Source organism: Streptomyces sp. NPDC043726 (genome assembly GCF_056436565.1).
In genome coordinates, this window is the sequence record NZ_JBWKCI010000022.1 from 15,976 (window position 1) to 33,517 (window position 17,542).

Annotated in this window: 12 protein-coding genes; 1 reads left to right on the plus strand and 11 read right to left on the minus strand. The window is 72.2% G+C overall.

Annotation, left to right across the window (positions count from 1 at the left end):
- Positions 1–5: 5 nt before the first annotated feature.
- From AC068Z_RS39940 to AC068Z_RS39990, 11 genes are all read right to left on the minus strand, one after another.
- The gene (locus AC068Z_RS39940) at positions 6–527 is read right to left on the minus strand and encodes a hypothetical protein (protein WP_478567866.1); all 522 of its coding nucleotides are present in this window, start codon (positions 525–527) and stop codon (positions 6–8) included.
- A 227-nt stretch (positions 528–754) separates the two neighbouring features.
- Positions 755–907 carry a hypothetical protein gene (locus AC068Z_RS39945; RefSeq protein WP_478567869.1) on the minus strand — a complete coding sequence of 51 codons (153 nt, stop codon included), beginning with the start codon at positions 905–907 and terminating at the stop codon, positions 755–757.
- 512 nt (positions 908–1,419) lie between these two features.
- Positions 1,420–2,331 carry a replication-relaxation family protein gene (locus AC068Z_RS39950; protein ID WP_478567872.1) on the minus strand — a complete coding sequence of 304 codons (912 nt, stop codon included), beginning with the start codon at positions 2,329–2,331 and terminating at the stop codon, positions 1,420–1,422.
- On the minus strand, positions 2,328–4,958 hold the full coding sequence (locus AC068Z_RS39955) for an ATP/GTP-binding protein (RefSeq protein ID WP_478567875.1): 2,631 nt from the start codon (positions 4,956–4,958) through the stop codon (positions 2,328–2,330). Before AC068Z_RS39955 ends, AC068Z_RS39950 begins: the two co-directional genes overlap by 4 nt.
- Positions 4,934–5,140 carry a hypothetical protein gene (locus tag AC068Z_RS39960; protein WP_478567878.1) on the minus strand — a complete coding sequence of 69 codons (207 nt, stop codon included), beginning with the start codon at positions 5,138–5,140 and terminating at the stop codon, positions 4,934–4,936. Before AC068Z_RS39960 ends, AC068Z_RS39955 begins: the two co-directional genes overlap by 25 nt.
- Positions 5,141–5,582: 442 nt before the next feature.
- The gene (locus AC068Z_RS39965) at positions 5,583–6,695 is read right to left on the minus strand and encodes a C40 family peptidase (protein WP_478567881.1); all 1,113 of its coding nucleotides are present in this window, start codon (positions 6,693–6,695) and stop codon (positions 5,583–5,585) included.
- Positions 6,696–6,730: 35 nt separating this feature from the next.
- Positions 6,731–9,463, minus strand: a complete 2,733-nt coding sequence (locus AC068Z_RS39970) for a hypothetical protein (RefSeq protein WP_478567884.1) — start codon at positions 9,461–9,463, stop codon at positions 6,731–6,733.
- A gap of 390 nt (positions 9,464–9,853) precedes the next feature.
- The gene (locus tag AC068Z_RS39975; protein WP_478567887.1) at positions 9,854–12,547 is read right to left on the minus strand and encodes an ATP-binding protein; all 2,694 of its coding nucleotides are present in this window, start codon (positions 12,545–12,547) and stop codon (positions 9,854–9,856) included.
- Positions 12,544–13,161 carry a hypothetical protein gene (locus AC068Z_RS39980; RefSeq protein ID WP_478567890.1) on the minus strand — a complete coding sequence of 206 codons (618 nt, stop codon included), beginning with the start codon at positions 13,159–13,161 and terminating at the stop codon, positions 12,544–12,546. Before AC068Z_RS39980 ends, AC068Z_RS39975 begins: the two co-directional genes overlap by 4 nt.
- Positions 13,158–13,499 (minus strand): hypothetical protein, encoded by a 342-nt coding sequence (locus AC068Z_RS39985; RefSeq protein ID WP_478567892.1) that lies wholly within the window; start codon positions 13,497–13,499, stop codon positions 13,158–13,160. The genes AC068Z_RS39980 and AC068Z_RS39985 overlap by 4 nt, the downstream gene beginning before the upstream one ends.
- Positions 13,496–14,437 (minus strand): conjugal transfer protein, encoded by a 942-nt coding sequence (locus AC068Z_RS39990; RefSeq protein WP_478567895.1) that lies wholly within the window; start codon positions 14,435–14,437, stop codon positions 13,496–13,498. The genes AC068Z_RS39985 and AC068Z_RS39990 overlap by 4 nt, the downstream gene beginning before the upstream one ends.
- A gap of 958 nt (positions 14,438–15,395) precedes the next feature.
- Between AC068Z_RS39990 and AC068Z_RS39995 the strand changes: the two genes are divergently transcribed.
- Positions 15,396–16,823 (plus strand): hypothetical protein, encoded by a 1,428-nt coding sequence (locus tag AC068Z_RS39995; RefSeq protein ID WP_478567897.1) that lies wholly within the window; start codon positions 15,396–15,398, stop codon positions 16,821–16,823.
- The last annotated feature ends 719 nt before the right edge of the window (positions 16,824–17,542 follow it).

Consider the following 17,542-nt stretch of genomic DNA (forward strand, 5'->3'; position numbering starts at 1 on the left):
GGCGGTCACGGGAGGGTGAGGGTGGCGGTGTCGAACTGGGGCAGGTAGAAATCGACCTGCTGCGTGGTGGCGGGCGGGGCCGGGAACTGCATGAACACCGCGACGCTTTCGGCTGGTTGGAGGGTGTCCAGGCCGGTGGTGGTCAGCGGGCGTCCCTCGGTGTCGCGCAGCACGTAGTAGCGCTTGCGGCCGTCGAAGTCCACCAGGGAGGCGCCGCCCAGGGACTGGCCGTTTTTGACGATGTCGCGTTCGCTGCCGCGCAGGGCGGCCGGGACGACTGCGGTGTCGTCGCCGGTGTTGGTCAGGGTGCCGCGCAGGGTGAGGAACCCGCCCGGCATCCGCTGCACGGCGCTGATCGTCAGCTGGAGGCTGTCGGTGCCCTTGATGTTCGCCAGTGCCCTGCCCGGCTTGCTTCCTGATGCCCGCGGCGCGGCCGCGCTGGAGGGGGAGGCGGCTGAGGAGGCGGCGCTGTGCGCGGTCAGGTCCCCGGTGAAGCAGGCGGCAGCGGCAACAGCCAGACAGAGCACACCTGCCCCTGCCGCCACCGCCTGTCGTGCCCGGCCGCCACGGCGCAGCCTCGCGCCTGCGCCGTCGGTGCGGGCCGCTTGCGACGGCGTGCCCGGGCGGCCGCCTGCACACCAGGTGCCGGTGCTCGTGTCCGCGCGGGGTGCGGGGCCGTCTGCCAGGTGGCGGGTGGGGTGCGGGCCGGAGCCGGAGCCGGAGTTGGGTGCGGCGGGCGGGGGAGAAGCAAGGCTCACCGCTGCCCCCTGGGGCGCGGCCAGACGGTGATGACGTCGCCGTCGAGGGTGACGAACCGGCGCGGGAAGCGGCTGCGGACGTGGTCCAGGTCGTCCAGGTCGAAGTCGCCGGCTGCCTGGACGACCCAGGCGTCGCCGACCTGGGACACCGTGAGGGTCCCAGCGGGCCACGCATCCGGATCAAAAGGGTTGTTGCTGCGAACTAACCGTGCGTCCGAGGCCATTCTTGATCCCCCAAATCAGATTCTTTGCTGGGAAGTTCACCTTCCCGGCGGCCGGTTCGGCACAACGCTAATGGTTAACTCAAGCAAAGTTCAATGGGTTCGGAGAAGATGCTGGTGTGTCAGGCGAGTCAGCCGCGCACAGCCCACGGCCGAAAGCCGGCCGTCCCGCGCAATCTGCACCTGCATGCCTGCCCGGCCCCTGGGGAGCATCCGCACACCGACCTGGTCGGCCGAGCCGCAGGCAGGGCTCGCGCGTACCGCGACAGCATGGAGCGGGACCGGGTCCGGCCGGCTGCACACACGGCCCCCGGGGTCCGGCCGGCTGTGAAATGGCCCCTGCCCAGAGCCGTCCCAGGGCCGCCTGACACTCCTCGGCTATGTGCCCGGATGGCGGTTGCCAGCGTGCGATGCCGCCAAGATGGTGAGGTGGACTGATGTCATAACTCGGTCCATGAGCGGGGCTTGCCGCCAGCGAGAGGTGCCCAGACATCGGCCGTGGGGCCGTGCTCTTCCAGGTCGTCCAGGCCGACTGCTCCCAGTGGCACTTCGTGGGCGAGGTCAGCCACGAGTGGATGGTGGGCGGTCATGGCTTTGAGGTCGTGGATGCGGTGGTTCATGGCCTGGTGGCCGGCGCCGGTCAGGACGATGAGGACCCGGGGATAGACCGGGTACCAGCGAAGCCATCCCGGCTGTTCGGGATGGTGGCGCCGGCCGGCCGGCTGGGGATCGTAGGTCCGCAGTCTCGCGTAGTCGATCAGTTTGGCCGCCAGGCGTTCGCTGCTCATGGTGGCCCGGTCGACTTCGACGAACGCCCGTAGTTTTTGGCGTTGTTGGCCGTCGGTGAGGGTGTAGTGCATGAGTGCGTCGGCGGTGACTTTTTCGCCGTCGCCGATGGAGTGGGACACCTCAGGGGTCCAGTCGAGGTGGCCGTGTTCGTCGCCGCGGCGGCGGGCATCGGCGACGAAGGCCAGGTGGGTGCGCAGGACGGTGAGGGTGTGGGGGGTTTTCAGGGAGGCGGCGGTCGCTGAGGTGATCGGGTAGGGCGGCCGGCCGCGTAAGCCGGGCCAGTCGCGTGTGAGGCGGGCGCCTTTGGGGGTGAGGTACCAGACCCGGGTGCGGTGGGACTGCGGCAGCACGACGAAGTCGGCGAGGTGTTTGCTGAGCAGTTCGTTGAGGCGTTCGGAGACCGCCTGGCGGGAGCGGTCGGGCCGCAGCAGGATGTGCAGTTGGTGGGTGGTGGCCATGCGGTGCTGGGCGAGGGCGGCCAGGAGCTGGTGGGCGAGCGGCTCCACAGGGCTGGGCGTGATGAAGCCTTCCGTTGTGCGGTCTGTCGGCTGGGTGGTGGTCATTTGAATTCCTTCTCCTTTGACAGGTCGACCGCGGCGGCGTGGGCGGGGGTGTGTGCGGTGAGGAAGGCGGCGACACGGCTGAGCTGTTGGGCGGCGCGGTCGGTGAGCTGGTTGAGGGGGAGCGCCCCGGCGTTGGCGTGGGCGGCCTGCTCCAGCGCGGGGACGTCTTTGGGGCGGGCCTGGGCGGCGAAGACCGCGTCGAGGTGGGGTCCGCGCAGCTGGATGGGTCCGATGCGGCGGCCGTGGACGTTCATGGACACGTAGTGCTGGAAGCGCTCCATGGTGGCGACCCGGTCGGGGCTGGGATTGTCGCCCCACTCTGCGGTGATGGGTGCGATCGCGGATGTCGAACCGGCGGTCGTGGCCAGCGTGGACGCGTTCTGCACCAGGGACAGCCGCACCGCGGCGGGGAGGCGGGCCAGGAGTTGGGTCATGCCGTGGATGTGGCACCGGTACTTGCGAAGATCCTCGAACATGCTCGCGATGGTTTCCGGGGCTGCGCCGGTCAGCGTGATCAGCTCGTCGAAGTACGGGCGGAACGGCACCCGCCTGTCTTCCGGGGTGTCGCGGCGGGAGCGGGCGGCGCGCAGCAGGTCGCGGGCCAGGAGTGCGGTCAGGAGGCGGTCGGTGGGCCCGTTGCCGCCCGGGCACACCCACACGATCATTTTCGTGTCCATGGCGGCGCGGATGTTGTAGACGCCGGTCGGCTGCCCGAGGAAGGCACGTGTGAGGGGGTTGGCGGCCAGCCGGGCGATCGGGTTGAGGACGACGGCGAACGCGTCCGGCGGCAGGGCCGGGAACACCGACTGCCACCACGAGCGGGTCTCCTCATCCAGCCGCCCCGCCACCACGGCGAGCGCCGCCTTGCGGAATACGGTGTCGGTGAGCAGCGCCCGGACGTGGAAGAGGGTGGCCTGGTCCTCGGGCCGGCCGGCCTGGCAGGCGGCCTCGTTGACCGCGACGAGGACGGTCAGCGCGGCGGTCAGGATGGTGAGCGCCCGGGGGGCGGTCGCGTCGTCCCAGGCCAAGGCGGTGGCGTAGGCGTCGGCGGTCGCTTCGACGACCTCGTGGGCTGTCTGGCCGTGGTGCATGCCGAGGGGATTCCATGAGCTCACCCGCGGGTGGGGGCCCAGGCCGCCCAGGTCGATCAGGGCGATCCGCGGCATGAGGTTCTGGTGTGCGAGGAAGGTGGCGGCCCGCGGCCAGGAGTCGCGGTGCGGGTCGATGAAGATCAGCCCGCCGCCCGCGTGCGCCCAGCCGATTGCCTGTGCCAGGGCCCGCTCGGTCTTGCCGCCGCCCGCCTTGCCGACGCCGACTTCGAACAGGGTCTCTTCGGCGTAGGTGGCGACCATCCGCTCGCGGCCGTCCGGGCTGCGGTAGATGCCCTGCAGGAGCAGCGTGGGATCGCCGAATGTGTAGGTCGGCAGATCACCGGCGAGCACGGGCAGGCGGCAGTTGACGGTGGGCGGCTTGAGCAGGCCTGTCAGCTCCTCCAGCCGTACCCAGTTCGTGCGGGGCGGCCGGCAGTGCCCCACATTCCAGCGGCGCTGGAATCCGCGCCGGGTCGGCCAGTGGTCGGCGCCGATCCGCCACGGTCCCAGCCGCCAGCCGCGCATCGCCCACCTCGAGCGGCCGCCGAACACGTCGAAGGCGGCCTGGAGTTGAGCAAGACGTGCCTGGGCACGGCCTGACGTGTTCGAGGCACACATCACCAGCAGCTGAACCCGCACCAGGTGGTCGTCCTCGGCGAGCTTGCCCAGCGCCTCGGCCGGCTCCACCCGGCGGGGCACAGGCGGCATGACCAGCCGCCGACCCGGTCCCGGGCCGGGTGTGTCACTGAGGAGCTGCTGCAGCTGCCAGGTGAGGGAGTCCTCGACGCCGCCGGCGTCCCGCCGGAGCCAGCGCGCGGCCCGCTGGGACTGCCGGCGCTCCAGCCGGCGCGCGGTGCTCATCAGGTGCAGGCGCCGGGCCCTGAGCGCCCATTTGGGGGCGCGCTGGATGTCGAGGCGGATCTCGGCGAGGTCGCCGAGCTCGGCGCGCAGGTCGGCCACGGCGTCGATGAGCGGCTGCAGCGGGTCGGGAGTGAGCGGCACCTCGCGCAGCGGGGCGGTGGGTTTGCCGCGCAGGATGAACTCGGCCCGCACCGTGTGCCTGCGTGGGGCGTCGGTGATGGGGCGGGCGCGGTGGACGGTGACGTCCGGCCCGAACGGGGTGATGGACAGCAGGCGTTCACCGCCGGCCGGGCCCTCGATGCGGTAGCGCAACGGCGTACTTCCGTCCGCGCGCAGCCGGATCTGTACGGCCTTGGCGCGCCGAGGCGCCCACCAGGGCATGGCTGTCGAGGCGCGGGCGAGCTGAACACCGCGCCGGAAGATTTCCTCCAGGCTCGGGTCGAAATGCTGGTGGGAGACGAGCTCCAGGGCCATCCGCTCGGCCGAAGCCCTGGCCGCGAGCCGGCGCACCACCAGCTCACCAGCGCCCCAGGTCGCGGCGATCGCCAGGGCGGCCAGGTACCAGTGCGCGTAGAGCCATCCGGCGGCGTCGACCAAGCCGGTGACCAGGCCGAGTACCTCACCCATGGCCCTGTCATCGGCCCGGTTGGTCAGGTACGGGGCTGCCAAGTCCACGTCGCTGCTCCCTTCTTGAGAGTGCGGATGAAGAACCAGTCGGTGATGCGCAGGTCGGTGAAGGTGCCGCCGCGGTCCATGCCGGCCCACACCAGATGAACCACCGCCCTGTCCGATCCGCCGTCACGGCGGGCGATCGAAGCCTGGATACGGAAGTGGGCGGTGGCGAACGCCGGGGCCACCGCTGGCCCGCCTGGCCGGAGTCGGGGAACACCTCGGGCCACTTCGCACGGCCCACTCCGGTGGCGTCCGCGCGCAGCAGCGCAGCCCCGGCAGTGAGCAACTCCCGCTCGTCTCGGTCGGGAAGGTCGGCGGGCCAGGCGGCCTCCAGGTTCCGCTGGATGACCGGGTCGCCAGCTGTGCCTTCGCCGTGCGGCGGCAGAGCGGTCCCGGCGGCTGACGGGGGCGATGCGGCGGGTTTCGCGGAGGAAGCCGTGCCGGTGGCCGGGTCGCTGGCGGGCAGCGGAGCGGCCGTCGATGCCCCCTCCGTGGCCGCTCGCGCGGGGGAGGCTGTCGCTGGGAGCGCCGGTTCCTGACGGTGTGGCGCGCCCAGCAGGGCGGTTCCCGCGACGGTGAGCAGGACGGTGCTCATGAGCAGCAGGCGCGGTGAGCGCTCGGTGGTGGTCACAGCAGCCGTGCTCCCCCCGCATAGCCCGGCATCGCGTGGACGGAGTCCAGGCGCACCACGGTCCCCGGGCGGGGAGCGTTGATCATCTGTCCGCTGCCCACGTAGATCCCGACGTGGTAGATCGTGGAGTCGCGTCCGGGAGCGGTGGCGTAGAAGACGAGGTCACCGGGCTTGAGCGCGTTCGTGCCAAGTGAGGCGGGGATCCGTTTGCCGGTGCCGGCCTGGGCGGCCGCGACGCGCGGCAGGCGGATGCCGGCCTTCGCGTACGCGTACTGGGCAAGGCCGGAGCAGTCGAAACCCACGATGCCCGCGCCGCTCTTGCCGCTGGGGGAGCAGCAGATGCCGGTCGATTTGCCGCCCGTGTTACCGCCGCCCCACGAGTAGAGGACACCGCGCTGGGAGAGCGCGGCCTCAAGGACGATGCGGACCCTTCCTGTGACGTTTGCCAGGCCGGGATCGTTGGCGGCCGCCGTGTACTGGTCGACCCAGCCCAGCACATTGGCGACGTACGACTGCGACCGGTTGTACTGGAAGAACGCGGCCTTCAGCTGGGAGCGCTTCGTCAGGTCACGGCCGTTTCCACACAGGTAGACCGCGGCGCCGAGGGCTGCGTCGTCGGCATTGTGCGGGTCGGCGGTCTTGTCACCGCCGGCGTCCATGCCAGTTCCCTCCCACGTGGAGGGCAGGAACTGAAAGGGGCCGACGGCACGCTCTCCGGTCGCCGTGCCGTCCCACTTACCGCCGTCTGTGTCGGGGAAGACGGTGGTGTTGCCGCCGGCGCCGGAGCCGTTGAGGAGCACCCCGTAAATCTTCGGGCGGATGTCACCGCCTGCGGCGATGCTGCGGCCGATGGCGTGGTTGGACTCGACCTTGGCGATGGCGGCGAGGATCGGCCAGCGCATGCCCCGGCACTTGGGCACATGCGTGCCGACCTGCTGGACGGCTTTCTTGTAGGCGGTCAGCATCCGGGCAGGGATGTCTGCGGCGCTGCCGCCTTCGGTGATTGCGTCGTCGTCCTGTGCACCCGTCGTCAGCGCGACGTACGCGCTGATCGCGTTTCCTGCCGGCACGGCACAGCACACCGCGGCGGACATCAGCAGCATCACCATGCATCCCCATCGCCGGATACGGCGTCCCGGCGGCTTCACTCGTCGTCACCGTCCTCGTCGCGTTGCCGCCGTGCCCGTTCCTGGCGCAGGCGTTCGGCCTCGGGTCCGGTGCGGCGCATCAGCTCCTGCATCCGGGCCCGTGCTTGCTCACGTGCCTGGTTGCGGGGTCTGGTGCCGCCGGGGAGAACGGGCCCGCCGTGATCGGGCCGGGGCTGCGGTGGGGGGCCGTCCCGGCGCGGGAGCGGTGGGAAAGGCGCAGTGGCCGCGGGACTGCCCTGTGCATCAGCGGGCCGCGCGGGGGCAGGACTGCGGCCCGTGGGGCTGAGGGATGGTGCGGGACGTGCAGGCGTTGCCGGGCGCGAAAACGGTGGCGGTGTGTCTGCAGCCGGTAGGCGGCGGGCGAGCGGTGCGGGCCCGCCGCTGTCGTCTGTGTGCTCCCGCAGGACACCGGTCACGTGACGCCCCGTATCGCCCCAGGCCCGGCTGTCCTCGCGGAGTGTGTTGCCCCAGACCCGCACCTGCTGGCGGGCGTCCTGGGAGTAGCGCGAGCCCCCGGCCCGGGCTCTGCGGACGTTCGCCGGCAGCCCGGCCGTCGCCCCGTACACGGTCCTGCCGCCCCGGTTGAGGATGCGGTAGCCGCGGAAGCGGACCAGCCGGTTGTGGGCGCGGGTGGACAGCAGGGTGCGGTCGGTGTTCTGGTCGTGCAGCACCTGGCCGGAGCTGCGGTCGACGACCTGGCCCTGTTCGTTGCGGTACCGGTCGGGCGGACCGCCGGGACGACGGGGCCCTCCACTGCCCGGCCCGCCTCCTGGTCCGCCGGACGGGCCGCCCGCGTCCGGGGCGTCGTCGGCGGTGGGCTTGCGCCATTTGGCCAGCTGTTCCTGGTCCGGCCGACGTCCGATCAGCAGCCAGTGTCCGCCCTTCGCCGCGAGCCGTGCGCCCAGCCCGCCCACGGCGGCGGCCGCGGTGAGCGGGGCGAGCCCGCGCCCTGCCTCGGTCGTGGCATCGGCCAGGACCCGTCCGGTGTCCACGGGCATGCCCGCGCCGTCGGTCAGGGAGGCGAGCGCACCCATCAGCCGCTGGCGGGTGCCCAGCATCCCGAACCTGCCGCCACCGCTTGCGGTGAAGGCGCGCAGGCCGCCGCCGTATCCGCCCAGCGCGGTGGGGGAGTTCATGGCGAGTGCGGCGCCGAGTTCGGAGGTGTCGCCGGGCAGGTGGGTGCCGCCGATCTTGGCGTAGCGCATCCGCAGGGCCATGCGCCGCCCGAAGGAGGCGATGCCGGTCAGGAGTCTGCGGTGGCCGGCAGCGCCGGCGATGGCGAGGACGTCGATCAGCAGGATCCGTTCCACCATCAGGTCGGGGCCTTCGGCGATGGTGGCGTCGACGGCGATCCCGAAGAACGGCACGAACGCGCAGATCCCGACGATGGCGAGGAGGGCGATGCCCCACAGCGACAGCCACTTCCACACCGACTGGCGGGCAGGGCCCGGGAGCATGCCGGCGATGAAGGCGATGCCTCCGGCAGCCGCCGCGCCGGCGCACACGGCTTGGGTGCCGAGCAGGACGATGGCGCTGGACAGCAGCATGCCGCAGATGAACAGGGCGGCGATCAGCAGCAGTGCGGCGCCGCCGACCCGCCACCAGGTGGGCTGCTCGGCGTAGGCGGCACTAGCCTTGCCGACGTCCCCGGCCTTGTTCAGGTCGGCGAGGAAAGCGGCGAACTCCTGGTCCTCCTCGCTGACCACCGGGCTGGCCGCGTCCAGCAGTTCGCCCCCGGGAGTCAGAGAGGGCAGTTCGCCGTCCCCGGCACCGCCGCTGCTGCCCTTCTCGCAGTACTCCTTGGCCGGACCGTAGACGAGGCTGCAGGCCTCCTTGCGGTCCTTCGCCGGTGTGGAGGCGTCGTAGCCGCCGGTGACCCACTTCAGGTGTACGGCATAGGCCTTGCGGTCGGTAGGCTTGGCCGGGTCGAGGATGCGGCCGTACTGCAGCAGCATGTACGGCTTCACGACCAGCGCGTTGGTCACCGAGTCCTGCAAGGGGCGGGCCACCTCGGTTGCGGACACGGGCTGTTGGGCTTCCCGTTCGAGGCAGCGGATCTCGGCGGTGCCGGCGAGGCCGGAACACGGCCCCAGGGAGGCGAGTTCGCCGCCCCAGTCGTAGGAGGTGACCGTCTGCTGGGCGACTTCCGCACCGACCTGCTGGGCCTGCCCGAGTACGCCGTCCCGGGCGAGGAGGTAGTCGGGGCGCACGAACACCGAGGCGGCGAACGCGGCGATGGTCAGCGTCAGGAAGATCTCGCCCAGGCCGCGGCCGACCCGCCCGCGCACGATCATGAATCCCGCGAAGATGAACGCCCAGGCCAGCAGCAGCCCTTTGAGGCCGAGCGCGTCGACGACGACCCGCTGATAGGCGTCCGCCACCTTTTGTGCCGGGTCGGTGAGCAGGGTCAGCAGCGGGAACCGGAAGGCGACCTCGATGGCCCAGCCTGCCAGCCCGACCAGCAGCCGGATCAGGGTGAACAGGCCGGACAGGGCGAAGGCCAGCGACTGGGTTTTGAAGCTGACGATCAAGCCGCCCTCGGCGCCGAGTTCGTAGCCGTTGACCGGCACGCCTTCGGAGGAGGTGATGTTCAGCGGGGCGAGGAGGTCACCGCTCTCGCCGCTGCTGCCGGCCGCGTACACGACCTGGCTGTTCACCATCACGAACACCCCGGCGAGCAGCACCACAACGCCGGCCGAACGAAAGGTCGCGCGGTCTGGACGGACCATGTCAGCGCCGCCCTTGCCCAGCAGCGTTGCGCAGCCGCCGCGTCGCGAGGGCAGCCGTGCCGGCTCCCGCCGGCACCGGCAGCCACGCGGTACCGGCTCTGCCCGGCGCTCTGCGGGAGGCACAGGCTCTGGTCGTGGTGCCGTGCTCGCAGCCATTCTCGGCGGGACCCGCGAGAGGCACACACCCGTCCTGCCCCGCGGGTGGGGCGTCTGCGGTGACGGCCTGGCCTGTGTGCGTCCACCCTGCCCGGCGTCCTCGAACACAGGCCTCGCCGGCCGCCATGAACACCCCGGCCAGGGCGCGTCCGCCGGCTGCGGCAGCCAGCAGGGTGACGGCACGCATGGCCCCGGCCGAGGCACGGCACCGTGAGCGGGTGCAGGGTGTGGCGGTCATTGGAAGGCGTCCTTGGGGAAGGTTTCCACGGCCTCACCGGCGGAGGGCTGGCCTGCGGGCGGCGCGGCAGTGCTCGCGCGGCGGCCTGGTGTGGTGGTGATGGACGTGGTGATGCGCTCGATGCGGGGGATGGTGACCTTGATGCGGCCGGTGTTCTGCCGCGGGCAGGTCAGCAGGAACTCGCCTTCGCGGCCCCTCTGGCCGACGGGGGACAGGCCGGTGGTCACCAGCCGCAGCAGGTCGCCGTCGTTGGGGTCGAGGCCGATGAACTCCAGTCCGCGGCGGGCACGCTCTCGGTCGGCGGTGCGGGCGAGTGCGCGGTAGGCCATCAGGCCGCGGTCGGGGCCCAGTTCGGTGGCGTCGTGGGATCCGGCGATGAGTCCGGCACCGTGTTTGCGGCCGTCGTGGAGGATTTCGTGGACCAGCGCGGTGCCCTCAGCCGACGACGTCAGCCAGTACAGCTCGTCCGCCACAACGGCGGTGAACCGTTCGGGGTCCTCGAACGCGGTCTGCCGGGCGAGCGCGGCGATCAGGTACAGCACCGCACGCCCGATCAGGGCCTCCAGCGGCTGCTGGTGCAGGACTTGGGGGTTGTCGAACGCGGCCTTCGGCGGCAGCTTCAGACCCGCCGTCGTGATCACGATCATGTCGGAGGTGCTGGAGGCGTCCAGGTGCACCGGCGCCAGCGTGGGGTCGAACACCATCCGCGCCAGGGAGTTGGTGGCGACCACGCGGACGAGACCGGCGAGGGTGGCGGCCGCATCCTGCCGTGTGCCCGCCTCGCTCGCGGCCGTCTCCTCAAGGACCTGCAGCACGCGGTGCATGGACGGGGTGCCGCCGGCGGCGGCCTGCTCCACGGCGTGGTGCAGGACCTCCCCGTGGGTGCTCATCGGGCCGATCCCGAGCTGCAGCGTGAGGTAGGACAGGGCGTAGTGGCGTCCCTCAGGCCCGTGGAACATCCTTAAGGGGTCGATGGAGACTTCGGCCTGGGCAGCGTCGATGACCTGGACGCGGCCCTTGGCCGCGGTGCGGGCGAACGTCGCCCACTCGCGGACGGGGGTGCGGTCGATGCAGATGGCGCACCCGCCGCGCGCCCACACCGCCTCAGCGATCAGCTTCTGCAGGACGGACTTGCCTGCGCCGAGGTCCCCGACGATGCCCATCGAGGCGGACGCGTCGACCTTGGGCGCATCCGCCACGTTGATCATGACGGGGCGGGTGGTGCCGCTGTCCAGGTCGATGCCGAGGAACATGCCGTTCGGGTCGCCGACCTCGGAGGTGGTGAAGGCCCCGCCGAGCGCCCAGTCCTCGGAGATCTGGTGCTGGGTGAACTCCCGCACCACACCCGGCCGTACGGTGCCGGGCAGGCCGAGCGTGAACAGGGCCTCTTGCAGGCCGGCCGGGCGCACCGCACGGTAGTCGGCACCCGCGAGCAGCGCCGTCAGGGCGCGGGCCCGGGCGTCGCACACGGCGGCGGTCGGCCCCCACACCGTCAGCACGGTCACCGACTGCACCTCGACCTCCACGGATGTGCGCGACAGGCGGGCGTCGAGCTCGCCCAGATCACGGGCGGCCTCGGTGAGGGAGGCGGGCATGCCGGTGGGGCGGGCGTCGTACTGGTCGGCCTGGTCGATGAGTTCGTTCTTCTTGCGCCGCACCTGGTCGCGGGCCTTGTCCGCCGGGACGAGGGTGAGGTCGACGGTGTAGTCGACGGGGAAGTCGAGGCCTTCCAGCTGGGCGAAGAGGTCGGCGGCGTCCTGGCTGACGGCGGGCGGGCACTCAGCCAGAGCGAGCTGCGCCTGATAGCCGACCCCGGCGTCGGACTCGACCTGCAGCCAGCGCCGCCCGAGCGGCGAGCCGCTGCTTGCCCGCCACCACGCGTTGCGCCCGGACCGCGTGATCTGCCCGGAGCTTCCCCGTTCGTCGACGTCGTCGAGTTCGGGGTCGATGCCGCCTTCCTGCAGGCGTACTTGGCCGAGGTCGGCGTAGCTGGGGGAGCGCAGCACCCCGTCACGCAGCTGCCCCCCATACAGCTCGCTGGATTCGGCCTCGGCCAGGAGCGGCTCTGCCAGTCCGCGGTGCAGGGCGTGCTGGATCATCCACACGATCTCGGCCGGGCGGGCCGGGCGGAAGGCGATGCCGCCGGCCAGCGCCGCCTGAACCCGCAAGGCCTGCTCGCGGCAGGCGGTCACCTCTCGCCGTGTCACCGGCGCCGGGCGCATGCCGAGCATCGGTGTCATCTCCGCCCATGCAGCGCCGAGGCAAGCCGACACCTGAAGGCTGGTTGTCCCGCTCTGCAGGGGCACGGCCAGCCACAGGGTGCGCCGGTGCATCTCCTGGTCGTCCAGCAGCTCCAGGGTCGCCTCGACGTTCTCCACCCACGGATGCGCGCCTGCACCTGGTGCCGTGTCGGCCGGCTCGATGCCCTCGATCATCTTGAGGGCGATCTCTGCGGGGTCGGCCTGTGCACACAGCCCGAACAGCCGCGGCGCCCCGGTCAGCGACCGCACCAGATGGGTGGTCTTGGCGAGTTGTTCGTCACGGACCGCGGCGGGCACGTAGGTGCCTTGAACGGTCTCCTCGTGCTTGCCTTGCGCGTCCGGCCCGGGGTGCAGGCGGTAGATCGCCCACACGCTGCCGTGCGTCGACCAGACCAGGTGCCCGGCGATGTGCCGGATCGGAACTCTCACCGCACGCCCCCGCCCTGCCCGGCGAGAGCGAGCAGCTGCTGAACACCCGACACCGGCCCCACCGGCATCGCCCGTGCCGTCGGCCCCGCCGGTACGGCCGGTACGGGCGGAGCGGTCGGTTCGTTGCGGCGGAGCGCGGCCGGGCGGCCGGCGGCCGGGCTCGGGTGCGGCCCCCGGCCGGGGCGCGGCCGCACCGCGGGGGAGGGTGCGGCGGCCGGAGCGGGGGCGGGTGTGTCCTCGATGGTGAAGCCGCCGGTCAGTGGGTGGGGAGCGTGGTCGCGGGCGGCACGCCCGCCGATCCGCCCTCCCTTCGGCTGCCTGAGGAGCAGTATCCAGCCCAGCGCCGCTTGCAGCGGGGCTCGGCCGCGGATTTTCGGACGGCGGACCGCCCAGATCGCCAGCAGCCAGGCCGCGACCGGGACCGGCCCCATCCACGACCACCAGCTGACCGTCTTGAACAGCAGGAAGCCGCCACCGACGGCGACCGCGATCTGCGCGGGTGTGTACGGGCCGAGCGGGATTTTCCAGTCGGCGACCTTCCCCAGCACCCAGGGATGGCGACGGGCGGCGGTGTAGTAGCGCCCCGTGCGGCCCGCGGCCGCTGCGCCGCTCACAGCCGGCCTCCAACGCCGGTGGAGGGCTCTCGTGCGACGGGGTCAGAGCCGTGCACGGGGCCGGGGACGGCGGGCGCGCCCTTAGCTGGGTTGTTGACCTCGTCCTCGAACATGTCCGCGAGGTCTTCGCGGGAGCCGTACAGCCCCAGCGCGATGATCATCAGGAGCAGGGCGCCGATTCCGGCTTTGAGGCTGAACTTCTGGATCATGCCGATGACCACCAGGATGATCAGGCCGGCCTGGAGGCCTTTGGTCCCCCAGTCCTCGAACATGCCGATCCAGGAGTCGCCCAGGTCATCGAGCTGTCCCGCGAGCATCACGCTGTGCACCGTGTTCACCGGGCACCCCCGTCCTGGGCGGTCCCGGACTCAAGCGCGGCGACTTCCCAGCGGCCCGAGCGGGCCGTGAGCGCGAGCTCGTAACCCAGCGGCCACCGCCCGCCGCTGTCCTGGGCTTGCGCCTGTGCCAGGACACGGACCGTCGTGCCGTCGGCCGGCCGCTGCCCGTCGGCTGCGGCTTCCTCGACGGCGGACACCTGCTGCACCGTCACCGCCGTGTAGGGGGCGGGGGAGAGGGGCGGCAGGTTCACACCGGGGGCGAGGTAGCGGTCGACTTCTCCGGCACCCGTCAGGTAGGCGGCGAGGAACTCGCGCACGGCCGCCGGCAGATCACCCTCCGGGACGTGCACGCTGTACGGCGACTGCGGCACCTCGGCCCGCGCCAGGCCGGCCACCACAGCGGGCGCACCGGTCACCGTGAACGAGGCTCCCGCCCGGTAGGCGGCCACCGGCACGGCGTAGTACCGCACCGGCCCGTCTGCGTCCTGCGCAGCCACCGTCACCGACCACGCGCCGTTCGCGCGCTGCGCACTGCGCACCGCCGTCACCGACTCAAGGGCCGACTGCGCATCCGCATCCGTATCCGGGTCGGGGAGTTCGACGTCCGGGGCCATCGACTGCGCAAGCCGCGCCTGCGCACTGAAGGCGTCATCCGCGCTGCTGCGCAACCACGCGTGGACGAACAGCTGCGCATAGCCGGCCGGATCGGCGGCCACCGCCGTGGTGCGCACTGCGGCGGTGGGCTTGGACGCGGTGGCCGCCTCGACCGTGGCCGGGCGGGAGGTGACGGTGACGCCCAGAGCGATCGGGCCGGCCGCGATGACGGTCCACACCGCCAGGCGCGACAGACGCACCCGGCGCCGCATCACCTCCAGCCGGGCGCCTGCCGCCATCGGAGCAGCGGCCTCGCCATCCGAGGCCTGCTTGCCAGAAGACATGGTCAAACTCCCAGGTCAGAACGAATGCTTCTGACCTTGAGGAAACCCGCGGGCCCCGACCCGACCACCGACCACGGACCCCCGACCACGGTCACGATGGGGACACAAAGCCATGGTCGGGCCTGTGGTCGGCCCGACCACGGGCCACTGGCCAACCGCGAGCGGGCCATCGGCGCGTCCCGGCCGCCTCAGCCCGCTGCGCCGATGGCCGCAGCGGAGACCGTTCTGACCGCACGGCCACCACACTCCTCCACCAGTGCGCAGTCGGTCGCAGCCATGGGCCTCGGCAGAGTCTGCGCAGTGCGGCACCCGAACCTGCACACGACAAGACGGGGAAGCACCCGGCCGATTGCGCAGCCGCTCAGCGCCGTCCGACTGCGCACGACCGCCGGCCGGTTGCGCAGTTTCAGCGAACAACACCCGTCCGACGCTGCGCAATCAGGCCGGACACCCTGCGCACAGCTCTCGGATGGAGACCCGTGGTCGGGTCCGACCATGAGCCGGACCATGGCAGTTGGGCGGCTGCGTTGCCGGATCGTGTCCGTTGGACGGGGCTCATGGCCGCATGCCCGGCCAGGGGCGGCGTGTGAGCCGTCGGCATAGAACACACGCACGCCTGCGCACGGCCCGACTGCGCACGGCTCCGGGCGGTTGCACAGACCGCTTGCGCAACCGCCCGGCCGGCTTGCGGGTGTGGGTGGCGCCCCGTGCATGCCTCGGCCGGAAGGCGCGTGGTCGGGTCCGGCCATGGGCCCGACCACGGCAGTTGGACGGCCGTGTTGCTGGATCGTGTCCGTTGGTCGGGGCTGGTGGCCGTCTGTCTGGTCGGGGTCGGCGAGTGAGCTGGCGGCATGGAACACCTGCACGCTTCCACGCCCGGCACCACCGGCTCCGGCAGTCCGGTGAGCCGGGGGCGCTGCCGTGGCCACCGTGCGCGGCCGGCGCTGGAGGCGCGGCGGTGAGCGGCTTCGGGGCGGGGATCCGCCGGGGTGTGATGGCGGCCGATCAGTTCACCCAGGTTGCCAACGCGCTGTTCCGTGACTCCCAGTTGTCGTTCAAAGCCAAGGGGATCTTCGGGTACGTCAGTACGCACGCCGACGGCTGGCAGGTGACGATCGCCGACCTTGCCGGCGTGGGTCCGGACGGACGGGAAGCGGTGCGCACCGGGCTGAAGGAGCTGGAGGCGCATGGCTACCTGATCCGTGAGCGCCTGCGCCGGCCGGACGGCACCCTGGGTGAGATCGTCTACTGCATCACCGACCGCCCGGCCACCTGGGACATCGCGCTGATCGAAGCCGGCTTGGTGAGCGCGGCCCCGCAGCCCGGGCACGCCGGCGACTTCGGGGCGGGGATCCGCCGGGGCGTGATGGCCGGCGATCAGTTCACCCAGATCGCCAACGGCCTGTTCCGCGAACCCGAGTTGTCCTACAAGGCCAAGGGACTGTTCGGACTGCTCTGCACGCACCGGGCCGGCTGGCGGATGACCGTCACCGGCGTCGCCCGCCGGGGCCGCGAGGGTGAGGCAGCCGTCAAAAGCGGGCTGAAGGAGCTGGAGAAGCACGGTTTCCTCGTGCGGGAACGCAAGCGCGGCGAGGACGGAACCCTCGGCGCGGCCGCGTACGTCATCACCGACCTGCCCGCTCTGCGAAGCAGCAGGTCGCAGCCAGAGTCGGGTTTTCCACCCGTGGGTGACCCTACGTTGGCTGACCGGCCCCGTAAGAACACCAACCAGAAGAAGACCACACGGCAGAACACCAGACCCCTCCCTCCCCGCGCCACGCGACCGCGCGGCGAAGCGCCGCCGGCACCACGGACGGCACCAGCACCGGCACCGGCGCCTGGGGGCCTGGAACCGGGCGTCCGCCTGCTGCTGGCGATCGGCGCACAGCGCCCCGAGCTGCTGCTGACCGGCCAGGTCCTCGCCGGGCAGGGGCGCACCGTCACCGCGATGCTCGACGCCGGCTGGACGCGCGAGCAGCTACAGCACGTCATCACCGGCCGCCCTCTGCCGAGCCCGGTCCGCACCACCGTCGGCGCGATCATCGCCGCCCGGCTCCGCGCCGCCCAGGCCTACCCACCACCCGCCGCCGTGGCCGACCACCACGACACACCTGCGTGGGAGGACCCGCCCCCGCGCCCACCCACCACCTCCTCCGCCGCGCGCACGGTGGGCGAGGCCCTGGCCTACCGGGCCCTCGTCGAATGCGCCAGCTGCGGCATGCCCGCAACCGCCCCCAGCGAGGACCTGTGCCCGGCCTGCGCGGGCTGGCCGCCATGCCGCACCTGCCCGGGGCCGACCCCCCGCCGCGCTCACCCCGACGGCGACGGCCGCTGCACCACGTGCGCCTCCGCGCTCATCGACCACCTGGAAGGAAGCACCTCATGACATCCACGCTCCGCACACCGCCGCAGGCTCCGGCCGCGCACCACCAACGCCCCTTCCCACCCGCACCCCGGGCCGGCGCGACAGGCAACGCAACCACGCCCTGCGCCCCGGCCACGTCCGTGACCCTGCCTGCCCGTCCGCGTGCCAGCCGGTCCTCGTGCACGAACGCACCTCGTGGGGCTGCCTCGCCTGGACCGTCCCCGGCGACGGCACACGGCCCGAGGCCCCCAGCAGATCGGAGTGCTCACTCCCGGCGCAACCCTTCCCCGGCGCTTGGCGCTGCGCTGGCTGACCAGGCGTCCCGCCCAGCGCATCGTTCTGCACACCGTTCCCGGATCCCTGCGGCTGCCCGCCGCTGCCACCCGGGCCGCCCGCGGAGTCGGCGTGCCCTCGGGCACGCCCTGCTGCTGTCGCGCTCGTCAGTCTGCTTGCCGGCCTGGTTGCTCTGCGCCACGGCGTACCCGTTGACGTCGCAATGCCGGCGATGCTGCTCGCTCCGCTCCTCGCCGAGCAGCTGCCGGCCGGCTGGACGTCCGGGCCCGCGAGCACGTACGCCGCGTCGAAGGCGACGGCGCCGTCCGCTCCCTGCAGCGCCTCGCCGCCCAGCACACCTCGCTCGTCCAGGCCGCCGCGGGCAGCGAACGCTACGAACTGCGCCGCTCGGCAGAAGTCGGCCACAACCTGCTGTGGGACGCCGCCGGCCTGCTCCAGACCCACCA

What these genes read in the sequence shown, in the direction of transcription:
- AC068Z_RS39950 (WP_478567872.1), bottom strand. Translation starts at nt 2,331, where the DNA reads ATGACCACCACCCAGCCGACAGACCGCACAACGGAAGGCTTCATCACG.
- AC068Z_RS39965 (WP_478567881.1), bottom strand. Translation starts at nt 6,695, where the DNA reads ATGGTGATGCTGCTGATGTCCGCCGCGGTGTGCTGTGCCGTGCCGGCA.
- AC068Z_RS39970 (WP_478567884.1), bottom strand. Translation starts at nt 9,463, where the DNA reads ATGGTCCGTCCAGACCGCGCGACCTTTCGTTCGGCCGGCGTTGTGGTG.
- AC068Z_RS39990 (WP_478567895.1), bottom strand. Translation starts at nt 14,437, where the DNA reads ATGTCTTCTGGCAAGCAGGCCTCGGATGGCGAGGCCGCTGCTCCGATG.